Origin of the sequence: Pseudoalteromonas umbrosa, from assembly GCF_030125375.1 — a bacterium.
In the GTDB taxonomy this organism is placed as follows: Bacteria; Pseudomonadota; Gammaproteobacteria; order Enterobacterales; family Alteromonadaceae; genus Pseudoalteromonas; species Pseudoalteromonas umbrosa.
Window position 1 is genome coordinate 357292 of sequence record NZ_JASJUU010000003.1, and the last position, 23391, is coordinate 380682.

A 23391-nucleotide genomic window follows, 5' to 3' on the forward strand; every position below is an offset into this window, starting at 1 on the left:
TTAGTTTAAATATCATTTTTCAAAACTTTTATTTTTAGCAAGCGCGTTGATTAAAGGTTTTGAGTTAGTGTCAAAAATTTGGTTTATTAAACCCGCCAATCTATAACCACCTTGTTGCAGGCGTAATTTAATAGTTGGCGTATGTTTATATATATAACCCCAACTTATTTCATTTTCATTGCTTTGATATACTTTCTCTGCAATTTTATTTGATTCTAATAACCAATCAGAGGGGGTGCTATTTAAATAATCAGCAATTAATTTTTTATTCGAGGTTGTTATTGAGCGAGTAAATTCTGTGTATGATAACTTTTGGTGCTCCACTAACTCCGTGTCGAAAACTTTATGAAGGTTAGTAGACTTTCCAAAAAATTCTACTTCGATTTTATTGCCACCAAGATCTTTAGCTCTTCCTGCATGAAAAGGTTGATGTGCATCACCAACTAGATGGACAAGGAACTTTAAAGCAAATTGCTTGTCTTCTATATTCGAGGAGGTGCTTTTAAGTACATTGACAGAGTAGTTGATACCATCAAGAATGTGCTTTACCTCGTGTTTATACTGGATAGAGGTATTGTTATGACGGTGCATTTTCGAAGCATTATCAATATTTATGTAGTGCCATTTTCCCGATTGTTTACGCCAAAAGGAGTCTGGGCTTGAGCGCATTTCATCTGGCCATGTTGATACTTCTGCTAACGAATCATCGCCTAGTATCATTTGCACATGTGAATTTGCAGTAGGAGTGAGGTTATTTTGTGCGAGTTCGCCAATTACCCTGTGCCCATTTTGGCCCCAAGCAATAACAGAGCTACTGACTAAGTATGTACCCAGTACTAAAACTTGAATTGAACTTCTAAACATCACTCACTCAACTAAATGTAAATCAAAAAATTACTGTGAATTCCAATGCGGTCAATTGTCCGGTTTTTTCAGGAAAAAAAAAGGAGTCAATAGAATTCATAATTTCTTATTAATAAAGTAGTTAAATCAATAGTTTATTTGTTATTGGTAAATTTACCTATTGCAATGAGTAAATAAAGTTGATCTAATAAGCGTGTAGGGAATAAAAGAATCTAATTGATGTGAATTACAATCTCAAATTAAGCAATAATACAACCATTGTTACAGTTTTGTTTCTATCCATTTTGGCCTGCTTTTTTCTTGCAAAGCAGTTAAATAGTACGGCTTCTGTGGTATTACCTAACCTGCTCGAGAAGCATGTGCAATGTAAAACACGCTCTGTATCAAATACCCAGTCATTTAATGTACATGTACCAGTCAAAAAGTTAGCCGATGAACTTGCTCCAAAGCTGTGTGCTGATCCTGTACTTGCAAAACAATATGGGCTAGTAAATGTATATTGGAGTGGTAATTTAGCTGAGCAAATTGATTTTATTGCCAAAGGGCTCGCAGATTTGACTTTGTCAAAAGACAACGTGATGAAGGCTTTGATGGCTGAATCAACGTACAGTTACCGTGCTGTGATTGGATACCCTGAATATACTGCGTTTTTTATTTCAAACAGAGAAAAGCCAAAACTTGAAAAAGCCTATTTCTTAGACAAAAAAATTGGTTTACTCGATTACCCGACAAGCCGATCAGGTCATATTTTGCCAAAACAGACTTTTAAATTGCTCGATATAGATATTGACGCACTTGATATTCAGTATGTGACTTCTCATAAAACATTAAGAGAGAAACTTTCCTCTGGAGAGTTGGATATTATTGCAACGTATTGGAACGAAGATGACGAGGCATATTTTTCGAAGAATTATATTACTCCAACTGGCAGCAATATTAGTGGCAGTAAATGGTATTTAAAAATGCTTAACGACAATACTGAGCTTGCGTGTTCATTACAGCGTCTGTTGAACCAAGTGGTTCAAGGTTCTGGCTCAAGTTACTTTGATAGTGTAAAACGTTACTGGCAATGTAGCGAGTTTCCTTATGAGTTTTTAGGAGAATGAGCATGAGGAAACTAAAGAAATTAGCCACGTTTACGTCTTATTTAATATTCTTTTTGGCTATTTTTGTTTTGATGTCAGAGTCAACGATAGAAGATGTGATTTATCATGAGCAACAAGAAGTAAAATTAAGGGTTTCGCTTGATAAATATAGGTTACCATTGGCAGATCCAATGCTTAATTACTCAGGCGATCCAGATGCACTTAAAAACTATATTAAAAGCATAAATGTGAGTTTGCAGGAGCAAAATAGTCGGGTTAAATTGCTGGAGATTTCGAATTCTCCTATTTTACCTTCTGAAGGAGAAATTGTTGAACAGTTGAATGCCCCAGGGAATCACACATACATATTATTAAAAATTAATAAAGGACATAATAACTTCTTGCTTATTTTTCCTTTTGTATTGGCAGTCCTTAATTTTGCACTACTAAAAAATATAACTAGAGAAAAATACAAAGCTCAGTCTCGTCCAGAGAAAAAAAATATACAGCCAAAGAAAATAGCTTTACAAATAGACTTATACTCTAAAACTTTGCAATTAAGCTCAGACAAAGAAGCAACGGTACAGTTAGCAAATAAACCGCTATGCTTTTATTTAGCTTTGCTTGAATACTGCAAATCGTATCCAGACGTTTCATTGAATCAGAATAAAGACTTGCCTGATGAATTACTCGACATGGCTGATAAATACTTCCATCGCTTAGTCGCGCTGGGTCACACAATTAGAAAGCGACCAAATTTTTCAAACAGTTTAGAAAAAACATTAAGTGAAATTCGTGCTGCTTTAGATGAGTTATTGCTAAGCACTCCAGACTTAAAGTTAAAGTATTATCCACCAAAAGCGCATGGTGAGGGATCACGTTCCAAGCTACATAGCTACGCTTTGACCCAGATACAAGAGGGCGATATTGAAATTATTGGAAAATAAAAATCTAAGCATGTAGGTTTTATGCGACATGCTTAGATTATTTTGAGATTATTTTAAAGGTTTTCGACTGTTATTGGTGAGTGTTTTTCAATATATGCACGTAACACTTGTGCATCTGTACTGTCAGTAATTTGAAAATGTTTCTTTTCCGTTAAAATAGGATATCCGTCGCCGCCAGCTGCATTATAGCTATTGATACTCATTCTATATGTCGCATTAATATCAAACTTTTTACCATTGATTGCGTGTATTACAGCTTTTGCATTTTTAATTTCAAAGTTAATTTTATGGTATTGAAGATAAGCACCAGCATCAGGTGGGAAACTACCCACTGTACTTAGATATTCTACTAACTCATGGCCTTGCCAATCTATGTAGGCGACACGATTTTTAAATGGGTGAACCTTCAAAATATCTTTATAATTGACGTCTCCCGCTTTCATGCTTGCGCGAATACCTCCGCCACTGATAATACCGAAGTCGGCGCCAACGGCTTCAGCCTGAGCGTTAATTATCAAATCAGCAAGTTTACTTTGTTCAAATCTAACAATGTCTCTGCGACCATCTAGGAAAGTATTGATGTTACCTACTGCGTCAGAGAGTTTCTCAGCCCCTTTTTGCTGATAAGGTAGTAAGAATTCGTAAAGTGCTCGATCTTTTACTATTTCAGTCGCGATGAAATTACCTTGCGCATCTTTTAAATTTACAGGCACAAGCTCGTAGCTTAATAGTTCTTTGTTGCCGTTTTCTATTTTGAAAACGGCTTTACCAACATATTTTCCCCATTCGTGCGCTTGCATGATCCAAGTGCCATTTTGTTGATCTGGCCAGCAGGCTTTCCCAGCAGAGAAAGATGCATCTGGGTTGCCATTCTTATCGACACATATTGGCTCTTGTGAATGACCGCCGATGATCATATCCAGTGTATTAGGCTTAAGGCTTCTTGCTAGTGTGACGTCTCCTGGAGCATTGATACCATGATTAGCATCGTGGTAATGGCCCATATGAGTAACTGCGACAATGACATCTGGCTGATATTTAATTTTGATTTTGTCGACTAATGGTTGTGTAGCGACAGCTGGAGTAATGAAGTCTAGGTGGCCAATGTACTCAGGGTTTGCTATTTTTGCGGTGTCGACAGTTGTTAAGCCTACAACAGCTATTTTTAGTTTATTTTTTTCTATGATTGCATAACTTTGATAGGCAGGTTGATTGGTATTTTTATTTATTATATTTGCAGATAATAGTGGAAAATTAGACCAAGCTATTTGTTTATCAAGTACACTTAACGGGTTGTCAAATTCGTGATTGCCGATTGCCATAGCATCATAGCCAATAATACTCATACCTTTAAAATCAGGCTCAGCAACTTGTAGGTCAGACTCTGGCACACCAGTGTTAATATCACCACCTGACAATAGTATAACACTATGGCCTTTTGACTCAGCTTTATTACGAAGTTTATCTATCAGTGTTTTGCGTGCTGCCATGCCATATTCGCCACTTTCGTTATGCCAAAAGCGTCCATGGTTATCATTTGTATGTAAAACTGTAAGATATTGAGTGTCGGTCTTGGCTGTTATGAGCTGACAAGCAGTTAAAAACGAGAGTAAAAACAAAGAAATAATTATGCGCATAAATTATTTTTAAAATCTGAACTTATTTATGCGCGTATTTTAAAGCAATTACACGAAAATGGCATTACAAAGTTGTTGTGTTAGAGTGATTTCGAGAATTGAGCACGGCTCTTTCTCGTCTATTTAGTTCAACTTTAGCGAAAGTTTGTTTTTTATGGTTGGTTTCAATCATCCAGTTCAAAAAGCAGGCTGGTAATTTACTGTATGGTTCTCCAGCGTGTATACCAAAGTCGCAAATTTGCTCTTCAATCATAATTTAGCCCCTGTTATTTATATGCTACTTGCCTTGTATCATCAGCTTACTTACTGCGCGATTCTAGGCAGTTTAGTGCGTTTTTGAATCAAAAAAAACACTTTTAATCATAAAATTTAACCTTTTTGCCTATTTTTAAAACTGAACGAGTGCGAAATGAGTTTAAAAATTTAGGAAACACGTATTATTTATAGGTGTCTTATCTATGTTTAACAAACAGTTACACTTTTTCTGAGCTTGCGCTTGTGTGTATGCAACTTTAATATCAGTATATGAATAATTGTTTAATCCAGTATGCTGTGTCGTTAAGGGCTCAATGCATGCTTTAAATGGAAAGTATATGAAAAAATTATTGGCTTTGGGTGCTATCTCTCTCGGTATTTTAACAGCTTGCTCCTCTACAACTCCTAGCAATTCTAGTAGTCAACTTATTGCAGATAATTTAATCGTGAGTCCAAATGATGATAGGGCATATAAAATACTGACACTCGACAATGGCATTGATGTGGTACTTGTGTCAGACCCCAGTGCTGAAAAATCTGCTGCCGCATTGAGTGTTGGCGTTGGTTTATTGCATGACCCTATGACACAACAAGGTATGGCGCACTATTTGGAACACATGTTGTTCTTAGGGACGGAGAAGTACCCTGACCCAGAAGAGTATGCTGCATTTGTGCAAAAAAATGGCGGGTCTCACAATGCGTACACTTGGTTAGATGTCACCAATTATATGGTTAAAATAAACAATGATGCTTTTGATGAAGCGCTGGATAGGTTCTCTGACTTTTTCAAATCAGCAAAACTCTATCCGGAATATACTGAGAAAGAAAAGAACGCGGTAAATGCAGAGTGGTCTATGCGCCGTGAAATGGATTTTTTTGGTCAGTTTAAGCTTGCTAGAGGTTTATTGGGAGAGCATCCTGCAAATCGTTTTTTAATCGGTAATTTGGAAACACTAGGTGATAAAGAAAACAGCAATTTACACGAAGAAACAGTTGCCTTTTATAACAAGTACTATTCATCAAACATCATGAAATTAGCCATGGTATCAAATATGCCACTTGCTGAGATGGAACAAAAAGCAAGAGCGCATTTTAGTGGGATAGAAAACAAGCAAATCCCTGAACCTGTTGTAACAACAAAATTAGATTTTGACCAAATCGGCTCAAAGCGTATTCATTACAGGCCGAATAAAGATGTTAAGTCGCTTAACGTAGAATTTATTATTGAAAACAATATGTCGGACTTTGCAGTCAAACCAAATTATTTCGTGAGTTATCTACTGAGTAATGAAATGCAAGGCAGCCCAGCACAGGTTCTTAAAGATAAAGGTTTGATTGCTTCTTTATCAGCAAGTGCTTCAGCTAATCACTACGGAAACTATGGCGTACTTAATGTTGAAATTGAACTAACAGATCAAGGCATGGAGCAACGAGAGGTTATTGTTGCGACCGTAATGCAGTATATAAACTTGATTAAAGAGCAGGGGGTTGATAGTAAATATTTTGAAGAAATCAAAACGTCTCTAGACAATCAGTTTAGATTTTTAGAAAAAAGAGATGAATTCTCTTATGTCAGCACACTAGCCGCGAATATGCAGGATTACCCACTGACGCATGCTGTTAATGCGAACTATCATTTTGCAAAGTTTGATCGTCAAGCGGTAAAACAGGTATTGGACCAGCTTACTCCTCAGTCTATGCGAGTATGGTACATCAGCAAAAATGAACCTGTAGATAGTAAATTGCATTTTTATGATGGTGAATACAAAGTTGAATCAATTTCTGAAAGTGAGGTCGCATCATGGTCTAAGCCAAGTGAGTTTGCTCTCAGTTTACCGAGTGTAAATCGACTATTACCAGAGAGTTTTGATTTGAAAACGGCCGCCACTAACAATGTAGAACATGTATATGAAGGCAATAGAGTTCAAGCTTGGCTTAAATCGAGTGAGCGCTTTGCCGAGCAACCTAAAGGTAATATTGAAATCTTCTTAAATAGCGAACTGCCAATCAATAATATCGCTGCGCGTGTCTCGGCCAGTATTTGGGTAGATCTTTATGAGATTGAAAAAGCGAAATTAATTACTGAAGCTCAAGTAGCTGGCATGGGGCTCAATTTGAGAAACTCAAATGGTCTTGTTTTGTCTTTATCCGGTTTTACTGATAAGCAGCTGAAGTTACTTGATGAAGCTTTAAAGGGCTTCACGGTCACACCAACTCAAAAACAACTTGATCAAGCCATTGATAGGTATATAAGAGCGGTGAAGAATAAAGGCAAGCAAATACCTTACTATCAAGCTTTTGATGCTTATCGACAATTAACTCGAGAGGGCAGTTTTGACGCTGAAGAGCTTATTGATGCTGCTAAAGGGATCACGATAGATAGTTTTAAACAGGCTCAGTTAGACTTGTTTAAAAATAATTTAGTGCGCGTGTTTGGTTATGGAAATTACAATAAGGCTGATATTGAAAAGGTTGTTTCGCGCCTTGAACATAGTTTTGGTAAACAGGCTGACCAAGATCAGTACGTTAGAGCCGGCTTTTGGCAACCTAAGTTGAATGAGCATGTCGTATTGCAAAAAGATGTTGACGTAGCTGATGTTGCGATAGTTGATGTGTCTGTACACCCAGTTAAAGGGTATGCGCAAAAGGCGACTGCTTTGATCTTAAAGAATCACTTAAGACAAAAAGCGTTTAATACTCTGCGAACAGAAGAACAACTTGCATATGCTGTCGGCGCTTTTTCAACCAGTATTGATGAATATTCTGCAATCGGTTTATTTATTCAAACTCCAGTAAAAGGTCCACAAGAAATGCAGTCCCGTTTTGATGCTTTCAAACTTGAATATGCTGAAGAATTGAATCAGTTAACAGAAGAAGAGTTTGCGCAAATTAAAGCGTCTACATTAGCGAATTTAAAAGAGGAGCCTAAAAATCTTGCAGATGAAGCTGAGCCATACTTTGCTGATTGGTACAAAGATGAGCTATCTTTTGATTCTCATGAGCGTTTAGTGCAAGCGGCTGAAAAAGTCACTAAAGATGACATTAAGCGATATTTTGAAAAGACGATAATGAATGAAAGTGCACCGCGCTTAAATGTTCAGTTGAGAGGAAGTAAGTTCAAAGAGCATGCATTCGCTGACTTGCCTAACCAAACAAAGATAAGCTCGATGAAAGAGCTATATAAAAAGGTAAAATATAAATAGATAATCATATACATTGTATGTACATGATTATCATAAAGGCAATGTCTAATCCCATTGCCTTTTTAATATAATAACAGTTGGTAGATATGCATAATAAGTTAGTCGCGCAAACGCATAGGTGTGAAATCAGACATGCAAACCTCGACGATGCTGATTTTATTATTGAGCTCCTAAATCAAAAGAGCTTTATAGATAATATTGGTGATAAGCAGGTTAGAGATCGTAAAAGTGCGCATGAATATATTAAGTGTTCTTTTCAAAAGCAGTATCAAGCCCAAAGTTTTGCCCCTTATATTGTATGTTTGAAGACAGGGCCACAGATAGGTATCGCAGGTTTTTATCAAAGACCATATTTACTAGGCCCTGATTTGGGGTATGCATTTTTAGATGAATATACTGGGCAAGGGTTTGCATCTGAGGCTTGTAAAAGTCTTATCAGTATGGCTAAAAACAATATGCTGCTGTGTGACTTACACGCAATTACGGATATCAGTAATTTGAAAAGTCAAAGGCTGTTGCAAAGCCTTGGTTTTAAGCTGAGTGGCGAAATAAACTGTCAGGTTGGTAAATTAGACAGACTATATACCTATAAACTTATTTAAGGTAAGTTGATAAGGCTTCTTGATTAATTGTATTAAGAAGTTTTATCCAGTTCTTTTGGTGAGCGGACACCAAAGCATCAAAGCCGTCTTTATTCAGTTGACTATTCACTGTAAATCGTTCGGTTTTAACAAGCTTAAGCTCATCTGGTTCCTGCTTATATAAATACCAACTTCCACTTAACAAAGCGCCTTTATCATAATGGCCTGCGAATTCATTCAACACTAATTTGAGTGAGAAAAAAGGTTTTTCAACATCCCCTGCGAGTGCTCTGGGAACAACAGTAAGCCCTAATGTGTGGAAATAGCTTTGTGTTAACTGTGTGAGCATATTTTCAGGGTGCTCTGCCCAAAAGTGAAAGTGTGCGATATTAACAGTATTTGGCTTAGTGTATTGAATAAAGGCCTGCTGGTTTGATACGCCTAGAATGGACACATCCTCTAAATAAAGGTGACCTGTTGTTTTCTGCGTTGCAGGTACTTGCAAATTTTGATCTGAAAATTTGTAGTACTTATGCGTATTTTGATTGCTGCTACAACCTATCAATAGCAATGAGATTAAACCAAGATAAATTGGAAGTTTCATCATCGTTTCCTTGGCGTTGGGTCTTCTGGTGCGTCTTTGTCAAAAATAAGCATGTTTGGTTGCTCATTGAGACCCTTTGTGACAGGTTTGAGTGTGTTTGACAAACTCTCGAGTTCACTGAGCGTATCTGTCAGTTGCTCCATAACACCTGAACCTTGCTGGTAAGTTGATAGTGTTTTTTCAAATTGCTTCAAGCTTGAAGTCAATTGGGTTAACGTGCCTTGTAATTGAGTTAGGTTCTTATCCACTTTTTCCGGTACTTTTTTGTTGTTTAAATTTTCAATTAGTTGCTTTGTTTCATTGCCAAGCTGCTTATAAGCAACCAATGTTCTGTTAGTTTCGCTTAATGTGTCGTCTAACGGCAATCTATTTAGCTTATTAAGCAACGCAATAACTTGTTCTGAAAGTGCAGTAAATCCGCTTGGTACACTTGGTAAAACTGGGTATACAGAATGTTTTGCAATAGTTTCCGGTTTTGCTGCGCTGTAGAAGTCTAACTCTATATATACCGCACCAGTTAACAAATTACCACTTTTTAATGAGGCTCTTAAGCCATTACTAATCCATTTTTCAATATTACTTTGCCAGTATTTTTTGGCTTGCTCGTCTACATCGTATATTCTTCCGTATTCGACTTTGATTAAAACGGGGATTGATGTGTTATCTTGTTGAAAGTACAAAGGCTGACCATTGCGAACAATTTGTGCGGGAACCTGCTCAACCGTACCAATTCGCATCCCTCGGTACTCTACAGGCGCGCCAGGTTTTAACCCCTTGATAGACTGCTCAAACTCAACGAGGTATAAATCAAACAAATCAAATCGTCTCTCTAACGCCACGGCAAAATTTTTGTGAAGTTTATATTTCTCGTTTTGCTTTGCAACTTCATCAGCTGGGGTATTAGGCGGGTAATCAACTGAAATACCACCTTTAATCAGTTTTGATAATGAACCCGTCGAGACTCTAATTCCTTCAGTAGATAAGTCGACTTCAATACCAGAGTTTACCCAAAAAATAGCATTTTTTGATATCAATTCATTATAAGGAGAATTGATGAAAATGCCGTAGTCCATCTCTAAGGTTTTTTCATTAAAACTCGCAGTCTCAACTTGTCCAACTTTATAGTTTCTGAAAAATATACCTGTACCGACATCTAATACTTCTGCATTTGCAGCTTTTAATTTATATCTAACACCTTCAATATCTGGAGCGATCAAAGCAGGTTGATTTTGCATGGTAAATAAAGAGGCTTGCTCGTTACTTTCACCTGGCAGAAGTTCAATGTATGCACCAGAAAGAAGCGTGTTAAGGCCTGAAATACCAGACTCATCGACACGTGGTTTTACTACCCAGAAATTGGCATCTTTAGTTAAAAGTGTGTCGTAATCTTTAAAAATTCGTATTGTAGCGATTACAGCGTTTTGCTCTATTTGTAGCTTTAGAGATTCGACTAAACCAACTTGCACACTTCTTACTTTAATTTCGGTTTTACCCGCTATGATACCGTCTGCATTATCCATTTTTAAGAAAATGGTGTGCCCTTTATTTGATTGATGTTGGTATAACATCCAGCCTGTAATCACAATTGCGATAATAGGCACTATCCATATGACAGAAAACTTTGGTTTAGACTCGATATAAGCTTGTTCATTCATTTTTATTCAAATTATCCCAAAGTAGTCGAGGATCGAAATGGTTCACTGATATTATTTGGCATAATACCATAGCTGTGAAAAACACAATACCTGATTGAGGTTCAACACTTAAAACCGTGCCAAGTTGCACAAGCGAAACCAGTAATATCACAACGAAGACATCTATCATTGACCACTTTCCCATAAATTCTAGTGCGCGATATAGTTTGCTTGCGAGCTTCGGTTTAGTGCAATGCTTTACTTGGTAAATTAAGTAAAATAGGGCAACCCCTTTTATAATGGGAATACATATACTTGCAACAAAAATTAGAATGGCAACTGGGTAAGAACCTGCATCCCACATTACCTCAACACCACTATAAATTGTGGCTTTGGTGTGAAGCCCTAAATTAATCGTGTCCATAATTGGCAAGGCTAGTGCGGGGATAAGTAGTACCATTGCGGTTACCATCCAGGCAGCGCTTTTTTCTAGCGAATTTGATTTACGAAACTTAAGTTTTGTCGTGCATCTAGGGCAGCGTGTTTCTTTACTGAGCTGTCCACAGACGTGGCATTTCTTTAATGACTGCTGAAGTGCGCGAGGTGCACAAGTTTTTGCATCAGGACAATAAGTGATTTGTTCTCTTTCCCATAATTGTTCCTTACTAAGTAGGGACAGCGTTTCTATAAAGCATAATACAAATAGTATATATGCCCAGAACCCTAGGCCAACCTCTATTTCTGCAAATTCAGTTAACTTAAATGCACTGATAAGGACCGCGACCAAAAATATATCTGCTAAGTTAAGCGGTTTGAGTAACATTAATGCTCTAACTATTATTCGAGCGTTACTTGGGTTGAGATGACGCCATAGTGGGGAATGAGCTAACATGATTAGTATAAGCGCAGCTAAGGGCATCAATAAAATGGTAAAGGCAAGTAACCCTGCAAGCAGAGCACTAAAATTTGTTGCGAGCAATGACATGGCTTCAACCAAGCTGATGGATTGTTTGAGGCCATGTTGTGCATAAGAGATAAAATGTGGGTGCAAACTGACAATTAAAAATAATATCGAAGAAAGCCCAAAGGCATTAATACTGTGATTATAATTATTTTTACAGTTTGCTAAGGTATTGCCGCAGTGTGGGCATATAGCCCTCTGGTGCTTGTCCATATGTGCGATAGACACTAAATAATCACAATGTTGGCAAGCAGTTATCACAATAAAAGGCACAAATATTAAATCTATACTCTATTGTGTTCCAGTCACTCAAGAATATCAACTATCAAATACAGCAACAGTTTGACGACTTAGTGCAAGCAGAGCACCTGATTGTGAGAAAATTTTAGCATCTTCAATACTGTATCCGTCTTTAGCTTGATGTGTAATGGCTTCATACCCCAACCAGTTAAGATGGGTCTTTTCTAGGGGCTGGAGAAACTCAACATACCAAGACACTGTGCTAGCGGGTGATGGTTTATCGCAAAGTTGAAGGAGTGTAGGTGGCCATGAATCGGCCAATGCAAGTATATATAACTCTGTATCTATATTAGTAGGAGCTTGTTTGAGCTTCATCCAACCGTGAAGTTCAGTTGACTCTGCGCTGCTGTAGGGCAGTGCGCCTGCTTGCATATTTAAATCAACATGCTGGACGAAAGCTGGAAATATTCCCTCTTTATATTGAATCGTATTAGCACTATTTATATTTGAGTTAATTAACTTGGGTTTGCTTTGAGAGTCTATTCGAATTTGAGATGGGCGCTGCTTTGCAAAACAGGCCAATGATACCAAACACACAGAATCTTGTTGTACTATACGCGTTTCTATTTGAGTTACGCTTTTTCCGTTTCTTAATATCGCTGTACTTATAGTAAAAGGCTTTGCTGCAATTAATGGTGCTATAAAGTTACAGTTAAACGATATTAGTTTTCTGTTTTGGTCATCCAATTGACTTAACATATGTTTTAACATGAGAGCAGCACTGAGCCCTCCAAAAACTGTACGACCTTGGCTCCAAGCTACTGGGACATTCACGTTGCAAGGTTGCTCATCGAGCGCGAAAGAAGAAATGATGGTTTCAAAGTCCATAATATGTCCATGTCTTGTTCTGTAGAGTTTAGAATATATACTCAAGATAAATAAATACAGATTTATTGTATGCTTTTTGCCCTGTTCATCCTAAAAATAAAAAAAATTGAAAAAAAATGAAATTTTTTTCTTGTTTAAGGTTGAATTAGAATTTACCGCCCTTATTTATCAAGTCATCTAACAGAACAACGAATTTTTTGAGGTCGGAGAAGATTCACATGGGTAAAATTATTGGAATCGATTTAGGTACTACTAACTCTTGTGTAGCAGTATTAGATGGTGAGAACACGCGCGTTATTGAAAACGCTGAAGGTGATCGTACAACCCCGTCGATTATTGCATTTACAGAAGAAGGTGAAACACTAGTAGGTCAACCGGCAAAGCGTCAGGCAGTTACTAACCCTACAAACACGCTTTATGCAATTAAGCGACTAATTGGTCGTCGCTTTGAAGATGAAGAAGTACAACGTGACATCAGCATTATGCCTTTCAACATTGTTAAAGCTGACAATGGTGACGCATGGGTTGAAGTTCGCGGTGAAAAGCGCGCAGCGCCACAAATTTCTGCTGAAGTTCTTAAGAAAATGAAGAAAACAGCAGAAGACTATTTAGGTGAAGAAGTAACGGAAGCTGTTATCACAGTGCCTGCATACTTCAACGATTCACAGCGTCAAGCTACTAAAGATGCTGGTCGTATTGCTGGTCTTGATGTTAAGCGTATCATCAACGAGCCAACAGCTGCTGCACTAGCTTACGGTATGGATAAAAAGCAAGGCGACAATGTTGTTGCTGTATATGACCTTGGTGGTGGTACTTTCGATATCTCTATCATCGAGATTGACGAAGTAGACGGTGAGCACACGTTTGAAGTACTAGCAACAAACGGTGACACTCACCTTGGTGGTGAAGACTTTGATAACCGTGTTATCAACTACCTAGTTGAAGAATTTAAGAAAGAGCAAGGCATTGACCTTAAGGTTGATCCTCTTGCAATGCAGCGTGTTAAAGAAGCAGCTGAAAAAGCTAAGATCGAACTGTCATCTGCACAGCAAACTGAAGTGAATCTTCCATATGTAACTGCTGATGCAACTGGTCCTAAGCACATGAACGTTAAACTAACGCGTGCTAAGCTTGAGTCATTAGTTGAAGACTTAGTTACTCAGTCTATCGAGCCGCTTAAGCGTGCACTAGCAGATGCTGACCTGTCTGTAAACGACGTTAATGACATCATCCTTGTTGGTGGTCAAACGCGTATGCCACTAGTTCAGTCAAAGGTTGCTGAATTCTTTGGTAAAGAAGCACGTAAAGATGTAAACCCAGATGAAGCAGTTGCGCTTGGTGCGGCGGTTCAAGGTGGTGTTCTTTCTGGTGACGTAAAAGACGTTCTTCTACTTGATGTTATCCCACTATCTCTAGGTATCGAGACTATGGGTCAAGTAATGACTGCGCTAATCGAGAAAAACACGACTATTCCAACGAAGAAGTCACAGGTATTCTCGACAGCTGAAGATAACCAGTCAGCAGTAACAATTCATGTTTTACAAGGTGAGCGTAAGCGCTCAACTGATAACAAGTCTCTTGGTCAATTTAACCTTGAAGGTATTCGCCCAGCGCAACGTGGTGCACCGCAAATCGAAGTTACTTTTGACGTTGATGCTGACGGTATCTTACATGTATCTGCTAAAGATAAAGATACTGGTAAAGAGCAAAAGATCACTATCCAAGCTTCTTCAGGTCTAAGCGATGATGAAGTAGAGAAAATGGTACGTGATGCTGAAGCAAACGCAGAAGAAGATAAGAAATTTGAAGAGTTAGTTGGTGCACGTAACCAAGCTGACGCTTTAGTTCACGCTACTCGCAAGCAAGTTGAAGAAGCTGGCGATGCACTTCCTGCTGAAGATAAGACTGCAATTGAAGGTGCTTTAACTGAGCTTGAAGCAGCTATCAAAGGCGACAGCAAAGAAGACATTGATGCAAAAACTCAAGCACTTGCAGAGAAATCTCAGAAGCTAATGGAAATCGCTCAAGCAAATGCACAAGCACAGCAAGCTGGTCCTGGTGCTGACGCTGGCGCACAACAAGGTTCTGCGAAAGCAGACGACGATGTTGTTGATGCTGAGTTTGAAGAAGTTAAAGACAACAAGTAATTGTTGACTGTTAAGGGCGCGCGGCGACTTCGCTAGACGCGCCCTTCGTGTTTTTAAATTTTGGCTCACTACCGATCTTATGTATCGGAGAGTTGTCTTGTAAGAGTAGTGTGATAACTATGTCCAAACGTGATTATTACGAAGTATTAGGTGTTTCAAAAGACGCCGGTGAACGTGATATAAAAAAGGCCTATAAGCGCCTAGCAATGAAGTATCACCCAGATCGTACCGCGGGTGATGAAGCTTTAGAAGCTAAGTTCAAAGAAGTAAAAGAAGCGTACGAGGTCCTAACGGATAGTCAGAAACGCCAGATGTATGATCAATACGGCCATGCAGCGTTTGAACAAAACGGTGGTGGAGGCCATGGCGGGTTCGGTGGTGGAGCCGACTTTGGCGATATCTTCGGGGACGTATTCGGTGATATTTTTGGTGGCGGTGGTGGCCGTCGTCAGTCAAGACAGCAACGTGGTGCTGACCTTCGTTATAGCTTAGATTTAAGCTTGGAAGAAGCCGTAAAAGGCAAAGATGTTGAAATTAAAGTACCTACATGGGTTAGCTGTAAACCATGTGATGGCAGTGGTGCAAAAGCTGGCTCAAAACCAAAGACATGTTCTACATGTCATGGTGCAGGTCAAGTGCAGATGCGACAAGGTTTTTTTGCCGTTCAGCAGACTTGTCCTACTTGTCAAGGTACTGGCCAAGTTATCTCAGATCCGTGTGATAGCTGTCATGGTCAAGGTCGCGTAGAGAAGACTAAGACACTATCAGTTAAAATTCCTGCGGGTGTTGATACTGGTGACCGCATTCGACTTTCTGGAGAAGGCGAAGCGGGCATGCATGGTGCGCCAGCTGGTGATTTGTACGTTCAGGTTAGTGTTCGTGAACATCCAATTTTTGTTCGTGACGGCAATAATTTGTACTGCGAAGTACCAATTAGTTTCACAACCGCAGCGTTAGGCGGTGAGATTGAAGTACCAACTCTTGATGGTAGAGCTAATCTCAAGATTCCTTCAGAAAGCCAAACAGGTAAGATGTTCCGTATGCGTGGTAAAGGCGTTAAGTCTGTGCGCAGCGGCTCTGTAGGCGACTTAATCTGCAAAGTTGTTATCGAGACGCCTGTTAATTTAAACGAGCGCCAAAAAGAGTTACTCAAAGAGCTTGAAGAAAGCATGAGTGGTGACACCAGTAAAAACCGTCCTAAAGCACAGGGCTTCTTTGATGGTGTGAAAAAGTTTTTTGATGATTTAACCAAGTAATTGGCAATGAATTAAATCAAAACGGCGCCTTTGGCGCCGTTTTATTCTCAGTCTAATATTACGAGATAATCCATATCGTCGTTGCACCGACACACTAAATCTGGTCGGTTTTCTCCTGAAATCAGTGTTCCAGAATTACACCCTAATACTTCACACTTTTGGTCACAAGCTAGTTTGTCTGCCCAGGCATGATATTCGTTACTCAGAAAAACGACTGCAGTTAAAGCAGTAAAAGTGACACCTACTATGCTTGAAAAGCTTGCATACATACAACAATCTACACTAAGTAAAAATAACTAGGGCATAACATCGATTGCCAATGAATGCGCAATCACAACTCAGTAAGTTGATACATAATACTTTAGTCGACATTATAATAATGTCGAGAGTAATTTAGTATAATTTTAAGGGGGCGTTCCGAAATCCAATATCTACGAATATGCACTGTCGAGAACAAGAGAAAAAATGTTCATATTTCGACACGGTTTGACTTTTTAACTCGCTAATAAATAAGGACTTATAATGACACCTGCGATAAACCTACTGAAAAAAAATAAAGTGAAGTTCGATGTATTAAAATTTAAACATGATCCCAATACACCTAACTATGCACAAGAAGCTGCAACTAAGCTGAAACTGGATGAGAAAAAAGTATTTAAAACCTTAGTAATTGACGTAGATGGGACGTTATTCATCGGAGTGACGCCAGCGACTCAGCAAGTAGATTTAAAGTTATTTGCAAAGTCAGTCTCGGGTAAAAAAGCACATATGGCTGAAAAAAATCGTGCGCAAAGTGCAACCGGTTACTTGCTTGGTGGGATAAGTCCTTTTGCTCACAAAAAAAATATTCCCGTGATTGTGCATAAAACTGCGCAAGATTATGATGAAATTTATGTCAGTGGAGGAAAACGAGGATTAGAAATTTCGATTTGTCCGCAGTCACTTATGGCTATTACGCGCGCAAATTATGCCGTTTTTTGAAATATATAATGCTCCGTATCAATTTTATGCCTATTCATGCAAAAATGATATAAATTCAGCGTACACGTGTAAGCTATTAATTATCAGAAAGTTTTTCCTCAAAAAAGCAATTTGCAGTAAAAAATTAGTTAATTAATTCATTTGAGCAATTGATCTAAATTGATTTTTATGCCGTAATGTAGGTATATCTATCTGGTCGGATGAGTTTAATATGAGTTTAAGAACACAACTAAGAAAAATTTTACCTAGCATTTCTGTTACCGAACAAGAAGCCCTAGACGCAGGAGATGTTTGGTTAGAAGGCTCTATCTATCAAGGAAAGCCAGATTTTTCAGCTTTACGTTCAGTAACAGAAGCAAAGCTATCTGCAGAAGAACAGGCATTTTTATATGGTCCTGTGAATGAGTTGATGGCTATGATTGATGAAAATCATATTCAAAACTCAAAACACTTACCTGAGCATATTTTAGAATTTTTGAAAAAAGAACGATTCTTTTCACTGATCATTCCTAAGCAGTATGGCGGTTTAGAATTCAGCCCGTATGCAAATTCAACGATTGTTGGCACGATTGCCACCAAATCGTCGGCAGTGGCAGTAACAGTAATGGTGCCAAATTCATTGGGTCCAGGCGAATTATTGCTGCACTATGGCACGGCTGAGCAGCAGGCGCACTATTTACCTCGACTTGCTAATGGACGTGATATCCCTTGTTTTGCGCTGACAAGCCCTGAGGCAGGCTCTGATGCTGGCGGTATTCCAGATCAAGGAATTGTTACCAAGGGTATGCATGAAGGCAAAGAAGTACTTGGCCTTGAAGTAACATGGGATAAGCGTTATATCACGCTTGCTCCGATTGCAACAGTACTTGGCCTAGCGTTTAAAGTATTCGATCCAAAAGGGTTGTTAGGCGGCAAAGAATCTTTAGGGATCACATGTGCCCTTATTCCAAAATCTCACCCAGGCGTTGAATTAGGAAATAGACACGATCCAATGGGGATTCGTTTTTACAACGGTACGACGCGTGGTAATAAAGTGTTTATTCCAATGGACTATATTATCGGTGGGCAAAAGAATATAGGTCGCGGTTGGCAGATGCTCGTGAGCTGTTTAGGTGCTGGCCGAGGCATTTCACTACCAGCTTTAGGCGTTTCAACGAGCCAAGTGGCACTAAAATCTGCATCTGAATACGCGGCGGTGCGCGAGCAATTTGGTCTAGCAATTGGTCAATTTGAAGGCATTCAAGAGAAGCTTGCTGATATCGCGGGAAAGGCATATTTGCAAGAATCTATGCGAGTTTTAACAACTGAAGGTCTTGGAATGGGTTTAAAACCCTCAGTTGTGACAGCAATAGCAAAATACCATATGACTGAGCTGGGCCGAGATGTACTTGATTCGGCAATGGATATATTAGCTGGTAAAGCAATTCAAACTGGACCACAAAACACCTTAGCGAGCGGTTATGTAGCACAGCCGATAGCTATCACCGTAGAAGGTGCAAATATTCTAACACGTAACTTGATGATATTTGGTCAAGGCGTGATGCGTTGTCACCCTTACTTGCAATCTATGGTTGAGTCAATTCACAGTGAGCAGCCAAATGCTGACAAAGAGTTCAATAAGATTCTAAGAAAAACGGTTGGATATAGTATTGGCAATGGTTTACGCGCATTTAAGCTAGGTGCATTTCCATTTTTAGCATCTGGGACCTCACGTTTGCCAGAAGTGGTGCAGTATGAGAAAGCTGCACAGCAATTGGCGTCAAAGCTAGCTGTATACGCAGATTTTTCACTACTTGTGTTGGGTGGCAAGCTTAAGCAAGCAGAGCTATTGTCTGCGAGACTTGGCGATGTAATGAGTTTTGTATACGCAGCTATGGCATCTATTAGGTATTATGAGCAAAAGGTGTCAGAGCAGGATAGAGCGCAAGCTGCTCCTTATTTCCATTACGCGACGCGTTATGCACTTGTTGAAGCAGAAAAAGCATTACATAAGTTCTTGGATAACTTCCCAAATACTGCTGCAAGACGCTTTATGCGTGTGGCGACAATGAACTTTTCACATCGTATGCCACAAATTAATGATGACATGGTCAGAGAACTTGCTAAAGCAGCACAGCTAGATACTCTGTTTAAGCAGCAGCTGACTCATTTAGTGAAGCCAACACCGGGTGATGGTCATGATATTAATGAGCAGGCTTATAAAGCCAAAATGGCATGTTTAGACTCGCTGGCAAAAGTGAAGAAAGCGCTGAAAAAGAGAGAGATCAAATCAGGTGTTACATTTAGCGATACACTAAATAATGCCTTTGTTGCGAGTATCATAAATGAGCAAGAATATGTACAGCTAGTTGATTACAATCGTAAACGTGAAAAAGCAATTCGTGTTGATGAATTTGATTTTGACTTGAATTTAGTTGAGGACAAAAATACTACAGAGGAGCTCAAAGCGGCTGTAAATCAATAGAGTTCCGATTTAAAAAAGCGAACGCCCAATTATTTCTATAATTGGGCGTTTCATATAAACTGCACAAAAAAGCGAGTATTTTTTTATGCAGTCATCTCTTTATAGTCAATATCTTCATTTAAAACATCGACAAAATCAAACATCTCAAACGCTGTGGAATGGCTGTGGCACTTTAGAAAAATGCCAAATAGGGACTCGTAAATATGCGATCAAGATTAGTCAAGTACCTGACGACTTACAGCATGTCAATATTCAACAAACTTCATTTTCTCTGCAAAGAAAGATCAAAAGTTATGTAAAAGAGCAGCATTTTTACAGGCATTATGCATCACGTTTACGAGACTTATGCTTGTTACCGCAAGCGATTGAGCTCCATGAAATTAATGGTAGATTTATTACCTTGCTTGAGGACTTTGAGCCGTTAGGCTTTCAAAATATGAGTTCAGTGTCTACTTTGCATATTAAAAGAGTTCTGGATTGGCTAGCGACGTTCCATGCTAATTGGTTGATAGAAGATGAGGACATTAGTGAATTTGATATTTTTGGCTATGGAAACTATTGGCATTTAGATACACGCCCAGATGAATATCAAAAAATGCCTAACTCAGCTTTGAAAGAATCGGCTCATAAAATTGACAAAACATTGAAGCGTATCCGATACCAAACCCTTATTCATGGTGATGCTAAATTAGCAAACTTTGCTTTTGATGACAGCCGAGTAATTGGCTATGACTTTCAGCATGTTGGTTTAGGTAATGGCCTCAGCGATGTGATGCTACTTTTTACGACTGTGTTGGACAGTGAACAGCTAGAAACCCAATGCAGTGAATTGTTAGATTACTACTTTTCTCGACTACAACAAGCACTCATGCAAAAACGCTCTGGTATTGACTTTTGTGATCTGCAGCAACAATGGCAGGAAAGTTGGTGTTTTGTATGGGCTGACTTTCACCGTTTTTTGATAGGCTGGCGACCAGACCATCCGAAGATTAATGACTATATGAGAAAACAAACGGCAATCTCTTTAAACCAAGGCTGAGAATTATATATGGAATTTGCTTTATTAAGTGCATTGAGCTGGGTTGGATTTGACTACACTCGTAAACGATTATCGGCGCACTTTTCCGCACCTCTAATGTCCGTTATATTCAGTGCCATTGTGTTGCCTGTTTATTTAGTATACTGGCTTGTTGTGAGCAGGGAGCTACCTCTCCCAAGTTATTATGTGCCCGCAACTCTAAGTGGTTTGCTTGCAGGGGTTGGCAGTGTGTGTTTCATTCGTGCTTTAGCACTCGGCAAGGTAGCAGTAATGCTCCCAATGTTATGCTTAACACCGGTAATTTCTGGCGCAGCAGCTTGGTTATGGTTCGGTGAGGCACTCTCACAGTTAGAGCTTATAGCTATCTCTATTCTTGTTGTCGCATCATTTTTGCTTCAGGGAGGGCGCTTTACAATTCAGGAGCCTGGAAGTGCCTATATTGTTATCACTTCAATTTGCTGGGGTCTTTGCATTGTATTTGATAAACAAGCTTTGATGTATAGCCCTGTCGACTTTCATATTCTGTATGTCACTTTTATTGTACTGGCACTGAATGCGACTTTGTATAGACCTGTGATAGTTTTTAAAGAAATCAAGCGATACTCATCCGTTTGGATTGCAGCGGCTCTTTGTTTTTCGCTGGCCGTAACTTTTCAATTTATCGCTTTAGAATCAATTCAACCAGGCATGTTAGAAGCGCTCAAGCGTGCTATTGGCATTATTGGAGCGGGTTTAATAGGGGTTTACCTGTTTAAAGAAAAATTAACCCCAACACAATGGTGCTGTGTTGGGGTTATTTTATGCACAAGTGCAATATCGTCTATTCAGTTGACTGTTTAGTTACATTTACCAACTTTATTCCACACGTTTGAGAATATATTTGGTTGAGCACCACGTGACCACCAAGTTGACTTGTACTCATAGCCGTTGTAAGAAACTCTGTCTCCTACACGGTAGAATGTTGAAGCACTCCACTCACTGAGGCCTGTACAACCAGGAGGGGTTACCGCATCTTCTACTGTCACTTGTTTAACGATAGAGTCAAAGTCACCAGCCGAGTTAGTCACTTTAAGTGTTACGTTGTAAGTACCTGCTTGAGCATATGTGTGAGTTGGTGCGCTTTGTGAGCTACCGTTACCATCGCCAAATGTCCAATTGTAAGTACCAGCGGTTGAAGCGTTTGTAAATGTTGCAGTCAAACCATTCGTTGAGAATGAGAAGTTAGCTACTGGAACTGGGTCACCACCGCCACCACAGCTTTGAGCTAGGTAATCATATGCTGCTTTTGCTTGAACAATACCGTGGCCGTAAGAAGTGTCTCGGCCTGCAGCACCTTTATCTTTTGCACTGGCATTAAGTGCGGCACGGATCTCTACATTTGAACAAGTAGGGTAGTTACTCCATACAAGTGCAGCTACACCAGAAACGTGTGGTGTTGCCATGGATGTACCACTGATACTTCTATAACCACCGTTGTTCCATGTTGAGTTTACCCCTACACCTGGGCCTGCGATTTCAACTTGGCTGTTGTATTGTGAGAATGACGCCTTATTTTCTGAGCTATCTACAGCAGCTACAGAGACTACATTGTCATAAGATGCTGGGTAGCTAAGCGCGCTGTTACCGCCGTTACCTGCAGCCGCGATGTGTAGCATACCGCGCTGGTAACTTTGGTCGAATGCATTTCTCTCTGCAGTTGAGCTACCGCTTCCGCCTAAACTCATACTTGTAATATGCGCACCAGCAGCTTCACACTGATTAATCGCTTCAATTAAGTCTGAACCATACGCCCAGCGACCTGAATCATTGAATACTTTTACAATGTGCAGTTTTAGGTTACCAGACGCATTTACACCAACAACACCAGTACCGTTACCGCCAAGTGCTGCGATTGTACCTGCGACATGAGTACCGTGACCGTTACCATCGTTATACCAAAGACCAGTATCATTTGAGCCATAGCCGTCATCACCTGTTACACCAGCGCTAACTAGGTCTTCGTGGCTGCGCATGTAACCAGTATCCATAATACATACTTTGCGATTGGCTGCCGCAGCATCACTTACTAGTTTCGCTTGAACCATGTTGATACCATACGGTGTTGACTCCGCGAAAGGTGCAATTTCGCCATCAATAAGTTCTGGTACGTATCTCTTTGGATCTACTTCAACAGTTACTACGTTACCATCTTTTTCAAGTGACGTTAATTGCTCTGGTGTCAGCTCCATTACAACTGCATTGATGCTTGGTAATGTTTTAATCGCTTGGGCGTTGATATTGCTTGCAAACAAGCTGAGCGATTGCGCTTTATAGTCTGTTAATTCAGCTTCTGATAAGGCGACAGGGAACGTGTTAGCTGTAGATTGTTCTTTTAGAGTAACGATCATACGTTCTGATGTTGCTGCTGTTGCAGAAGCAGCACCAAGCGCAGACGCAACGCCAAGGGCAAGTAAAGTATGTTTTTTGCTTGTTAGAATGTTATGTTTCATTTTGTTTGTCCAAGTTACATGTTGTTAACCATTTTAACTAAAACAGGTATTTTAAAATCTGTCAATAGTGCAAAAAATGCGCTTAAAAACTTGGAGGAAAATATTTTTACATAAAA

The 23391-nt window shown here is 39.3% G+C and carries 18 protein-coding genes; 10 read left to right on the forward strand and 8 right to left on the reverse strand.

Features of this window, described 5'->3' with window-relative positions; translation table 11 throughout:
- Positions 1-12 precede the first annotated feature (12 nt).
- On the reverse strand, positions 13-864 hold the full coding sequence (locus tag QNM16_RS11500; protein ID WP_284020618.1) for a S1/P1 nuclease: 852 nt from the start codon (positions 862-864) through the stop codon (positions 13-15).
- A 221-nt stretch (positions 865-1085) separates the two neighbouring features.
- On the opposite strand from QNM16_RS11500, the gene QNM16_RS11505 reads away from it, so the two are divergent.
- Positions 1086-1970 (forward strand): type 2 periplasmic-binding domain-containing protein, encoded by an 885-nt coding sequence (locus QNM16_RS11505; protein WP_284020619.1) that lies wholly within the window; start codon positions 1086-1088, stop codon positions 1968-1970.
- A gap of 2 nt (positions 1971-1972) precedes the next feature.
- Positions 1973-2896 (forward strand): hypothetical protein, encoded by a 924-nt coding sequence (locus QNM16_RS11510; protein ID WP_284020620.1) that lies wholly within the window; start codon positions 1973-1975, stop codon positions 2894-2896.
- 53 nt (positions 2897-2949) lie between these two features.
- Here QNM16_RS11510 and ushA read toward each other — a convergent pair whose 3' ends face one another.
- Both ushA and QNM16_RS11520 read right to left on the reverse strand, forming a co-directional pair.
- Positions 2950-4533 carry a bifunctional UDP-sugar hydrolase/5'-nucleotidase UshA gene (ushA, locus tag QNM16_RS11515; protein ID WP_284020621.1) on the reverse strand — a complete coding sequence of 528 codons (1584 nt, stop codon included), beginning with the start codon at positions 4531-4533 and terminating at the stop codon, positions 2950-2952.
- 64 nt (positions 4534-4597) lie between these two features.
- Positions 4598-4786, reverse strand: a complete 189-nt coding sequence (locus QNM16_RS11520; protein ID WP_284020622.1) for a hypothetical protein — start codon at positions 4784-4786, stop codon at positions 4598-4600.
- 340 nt (positions 4787-5126) lie between these two features.
- Here QNM16_RS11520 and QNM16_RS11525 point away from each other — a divergent pair, with 340 nt between their 5' ends.
- On the forward strand, positions 5127-7991 hold the full coding sequence (locus QNM16_RS11525; RefSeq protein WP_284020623.1) for an insulinase family protein: 2865 nt from the start codon (positions 5127-5129) through the stop codon (positions 7989-7991).
- Between the two features lie 86 nt (positions 7992-8077).
- Positions 8078-8593: a GNAT family N-acetyltransferase gene (locus tag QNM16_RS11530; protein ID WP_284020624.1), complete on the forward strand. Its 516-nt coding sequence runs from the start codon at positions 8078-8080 to the stop codon at positions 8591-8593.
- Here the strand turns inward: QNM16_RS11530 and QNM16_RS11535 are convergent.
- The 4 genes from QNM16_RS11535 to QNM16_RS11550 are packed head-to-tail and all read right to left on the reverse strand — an operon-like array spanning position 8586 to position 12899.
- Complete coding sequence (locus QNM16_RS11535; protein ID WP_284020625.1) at positions 8586-9179, reverse strand: PqiC family protein; 594 nt, start codon at positions 9177-9179, stop codon at positions 8586-8588. The genes QNM16_RS11530 and QNM16_RS11535 overlap by 8 nt on opposite strands.
- Positions 9176-10831: an intermembrane transport protein PqiB gene (gene pqiB, locus QNM16_RS11540; RefSeq protein WP_284020626.1), complete on the reverse strand. Its 1656-nt coding sequence runs from the start codon at positions 10829-10831 to the stop codon at positions 9176-9178. Before pqiB ends, QNM16_RS11535 begins: the two co-directional genes overlap by 4 nt.
- Positions 10824-12044 carry a paraquat-inducible protein A gene (locus tag QNM16_RS11545; RefSeq protein WP_336620302.1) on the reverse strand — a complete coding sequence of 407 codons (1221 nt, stop codon included), beginning with the start codon at positions 12042-12044 and terminating at the stop codon, positions 10824-10826. The genes pqiB and QNM16_RS11545 overlap by 8 nt, the downstream gene beginning before the upstream one ends.
- Positions 12045-12089: 45 nt before the next feature.
- Complete coding sequence (locus QNM16_RS11550) at positions 12090-12899, reverse strand: thioesterase family protein (RefSeq protein ID WP_284020627.1); 810 nt, start codon at positions 12897-12899, stop codon at positions 12090-12092.
- 218 nt (positions 12900-13117) lie between these two features.
- Here QNM16_RS11550 and dnaK point away from each other — a divergent pair, with 218 nt between their 5' ends.
- The 6 genes from dnaK to QNM16_RS11580 all read left to right on the forward strand — a co-directional run bounded on the left by dnaK (position 13118) and on the right by QNM16_RS11580 (position 21626).
- Positions 13118-15046, forward strand: coding sequence for a molecular chaperone DnaK (gene dnaK / locus QNM16_RS11555; protein WP_284020628.1), 1929 nt, complete (start codon positions 13118-13120; stop codon positions 15044-15046).
- Positions 15047-15165: 119 nt separating this feature from the next.
- On the forward strand, positions 15166-16302 hold the full coding sequence (gene dnaJ, locus QNM16_RS11560; protein WP_039610309.1) for a molecular chaperone DnaJ: 1137 nt from the start codon (positions 15166-15168) through the stop codon (positions 16300-16302).
- Positions 16303-16824: 522 nt separating this feature from the next.
- Positions 16825-17283: a Cys-tRNA(Pro) deacylase gene (gene ybaK / locus QNM16_RS11565; RefSeq protein ID WP_284020629.1), complete on the forward strand. Its 459-nt coding sequence runs from the start codon at positions 16825-16827 to the stop codon at positions 17281-17283.
- Positions 17284-17494: 211 nt separating this feature from the next.
- Positions 17495-19747, forward strand: coding sequence for an acyl-CoA dehydrogenase (locus tag QNM16_RS11570; protein WP_284020630.1), 2253 nt, complete (start codon positions 17495-17497; stop codon positions 19745-19747).
- Between the two features lie 85 nt (positions 19748-19832).
- On the forward strand, positions 19833-20786 hold the full coding sequence (locus tag QNM16_RS11575) for a phosphotransferase (RefSeq protein WP_284020631.1): 954 nt from the start codon (positions 19833-19835) through the stop codon (positions 20784-20786).
- Between the two features lie 9 nt (positions 20787-20795).
- Positions 20796-21626, forward strand: a complete 831-nt coding sequence (locus QNM16_RS11580) for an EamA family transporter (protein ID WP_284020632.1) — start codon at positions 20796-20798, stop codon at positions 21624-21626.
- Here the strand turns inward: QNM16_RS11580 and QNM16_RS11585 are convergent.
- Positions 21623-23275 (reverse strand): S8 family serine peptidase, encoded by a 1653-nt coding sequence (locus tag QNM16_RS11585; RefSeq protein ID WP_284020633.1) that lies wholly within the window; start codon positions 23273-23275, stop codon positions 21623-21625. The two genes, QNM16_RS11580 and QNM16_RS11585, sit on opposite strands and share 4 nt — an antisense overlap.
- Between the last annotated feature and the right edge of the window lie 116 nt (positions 23276-23391).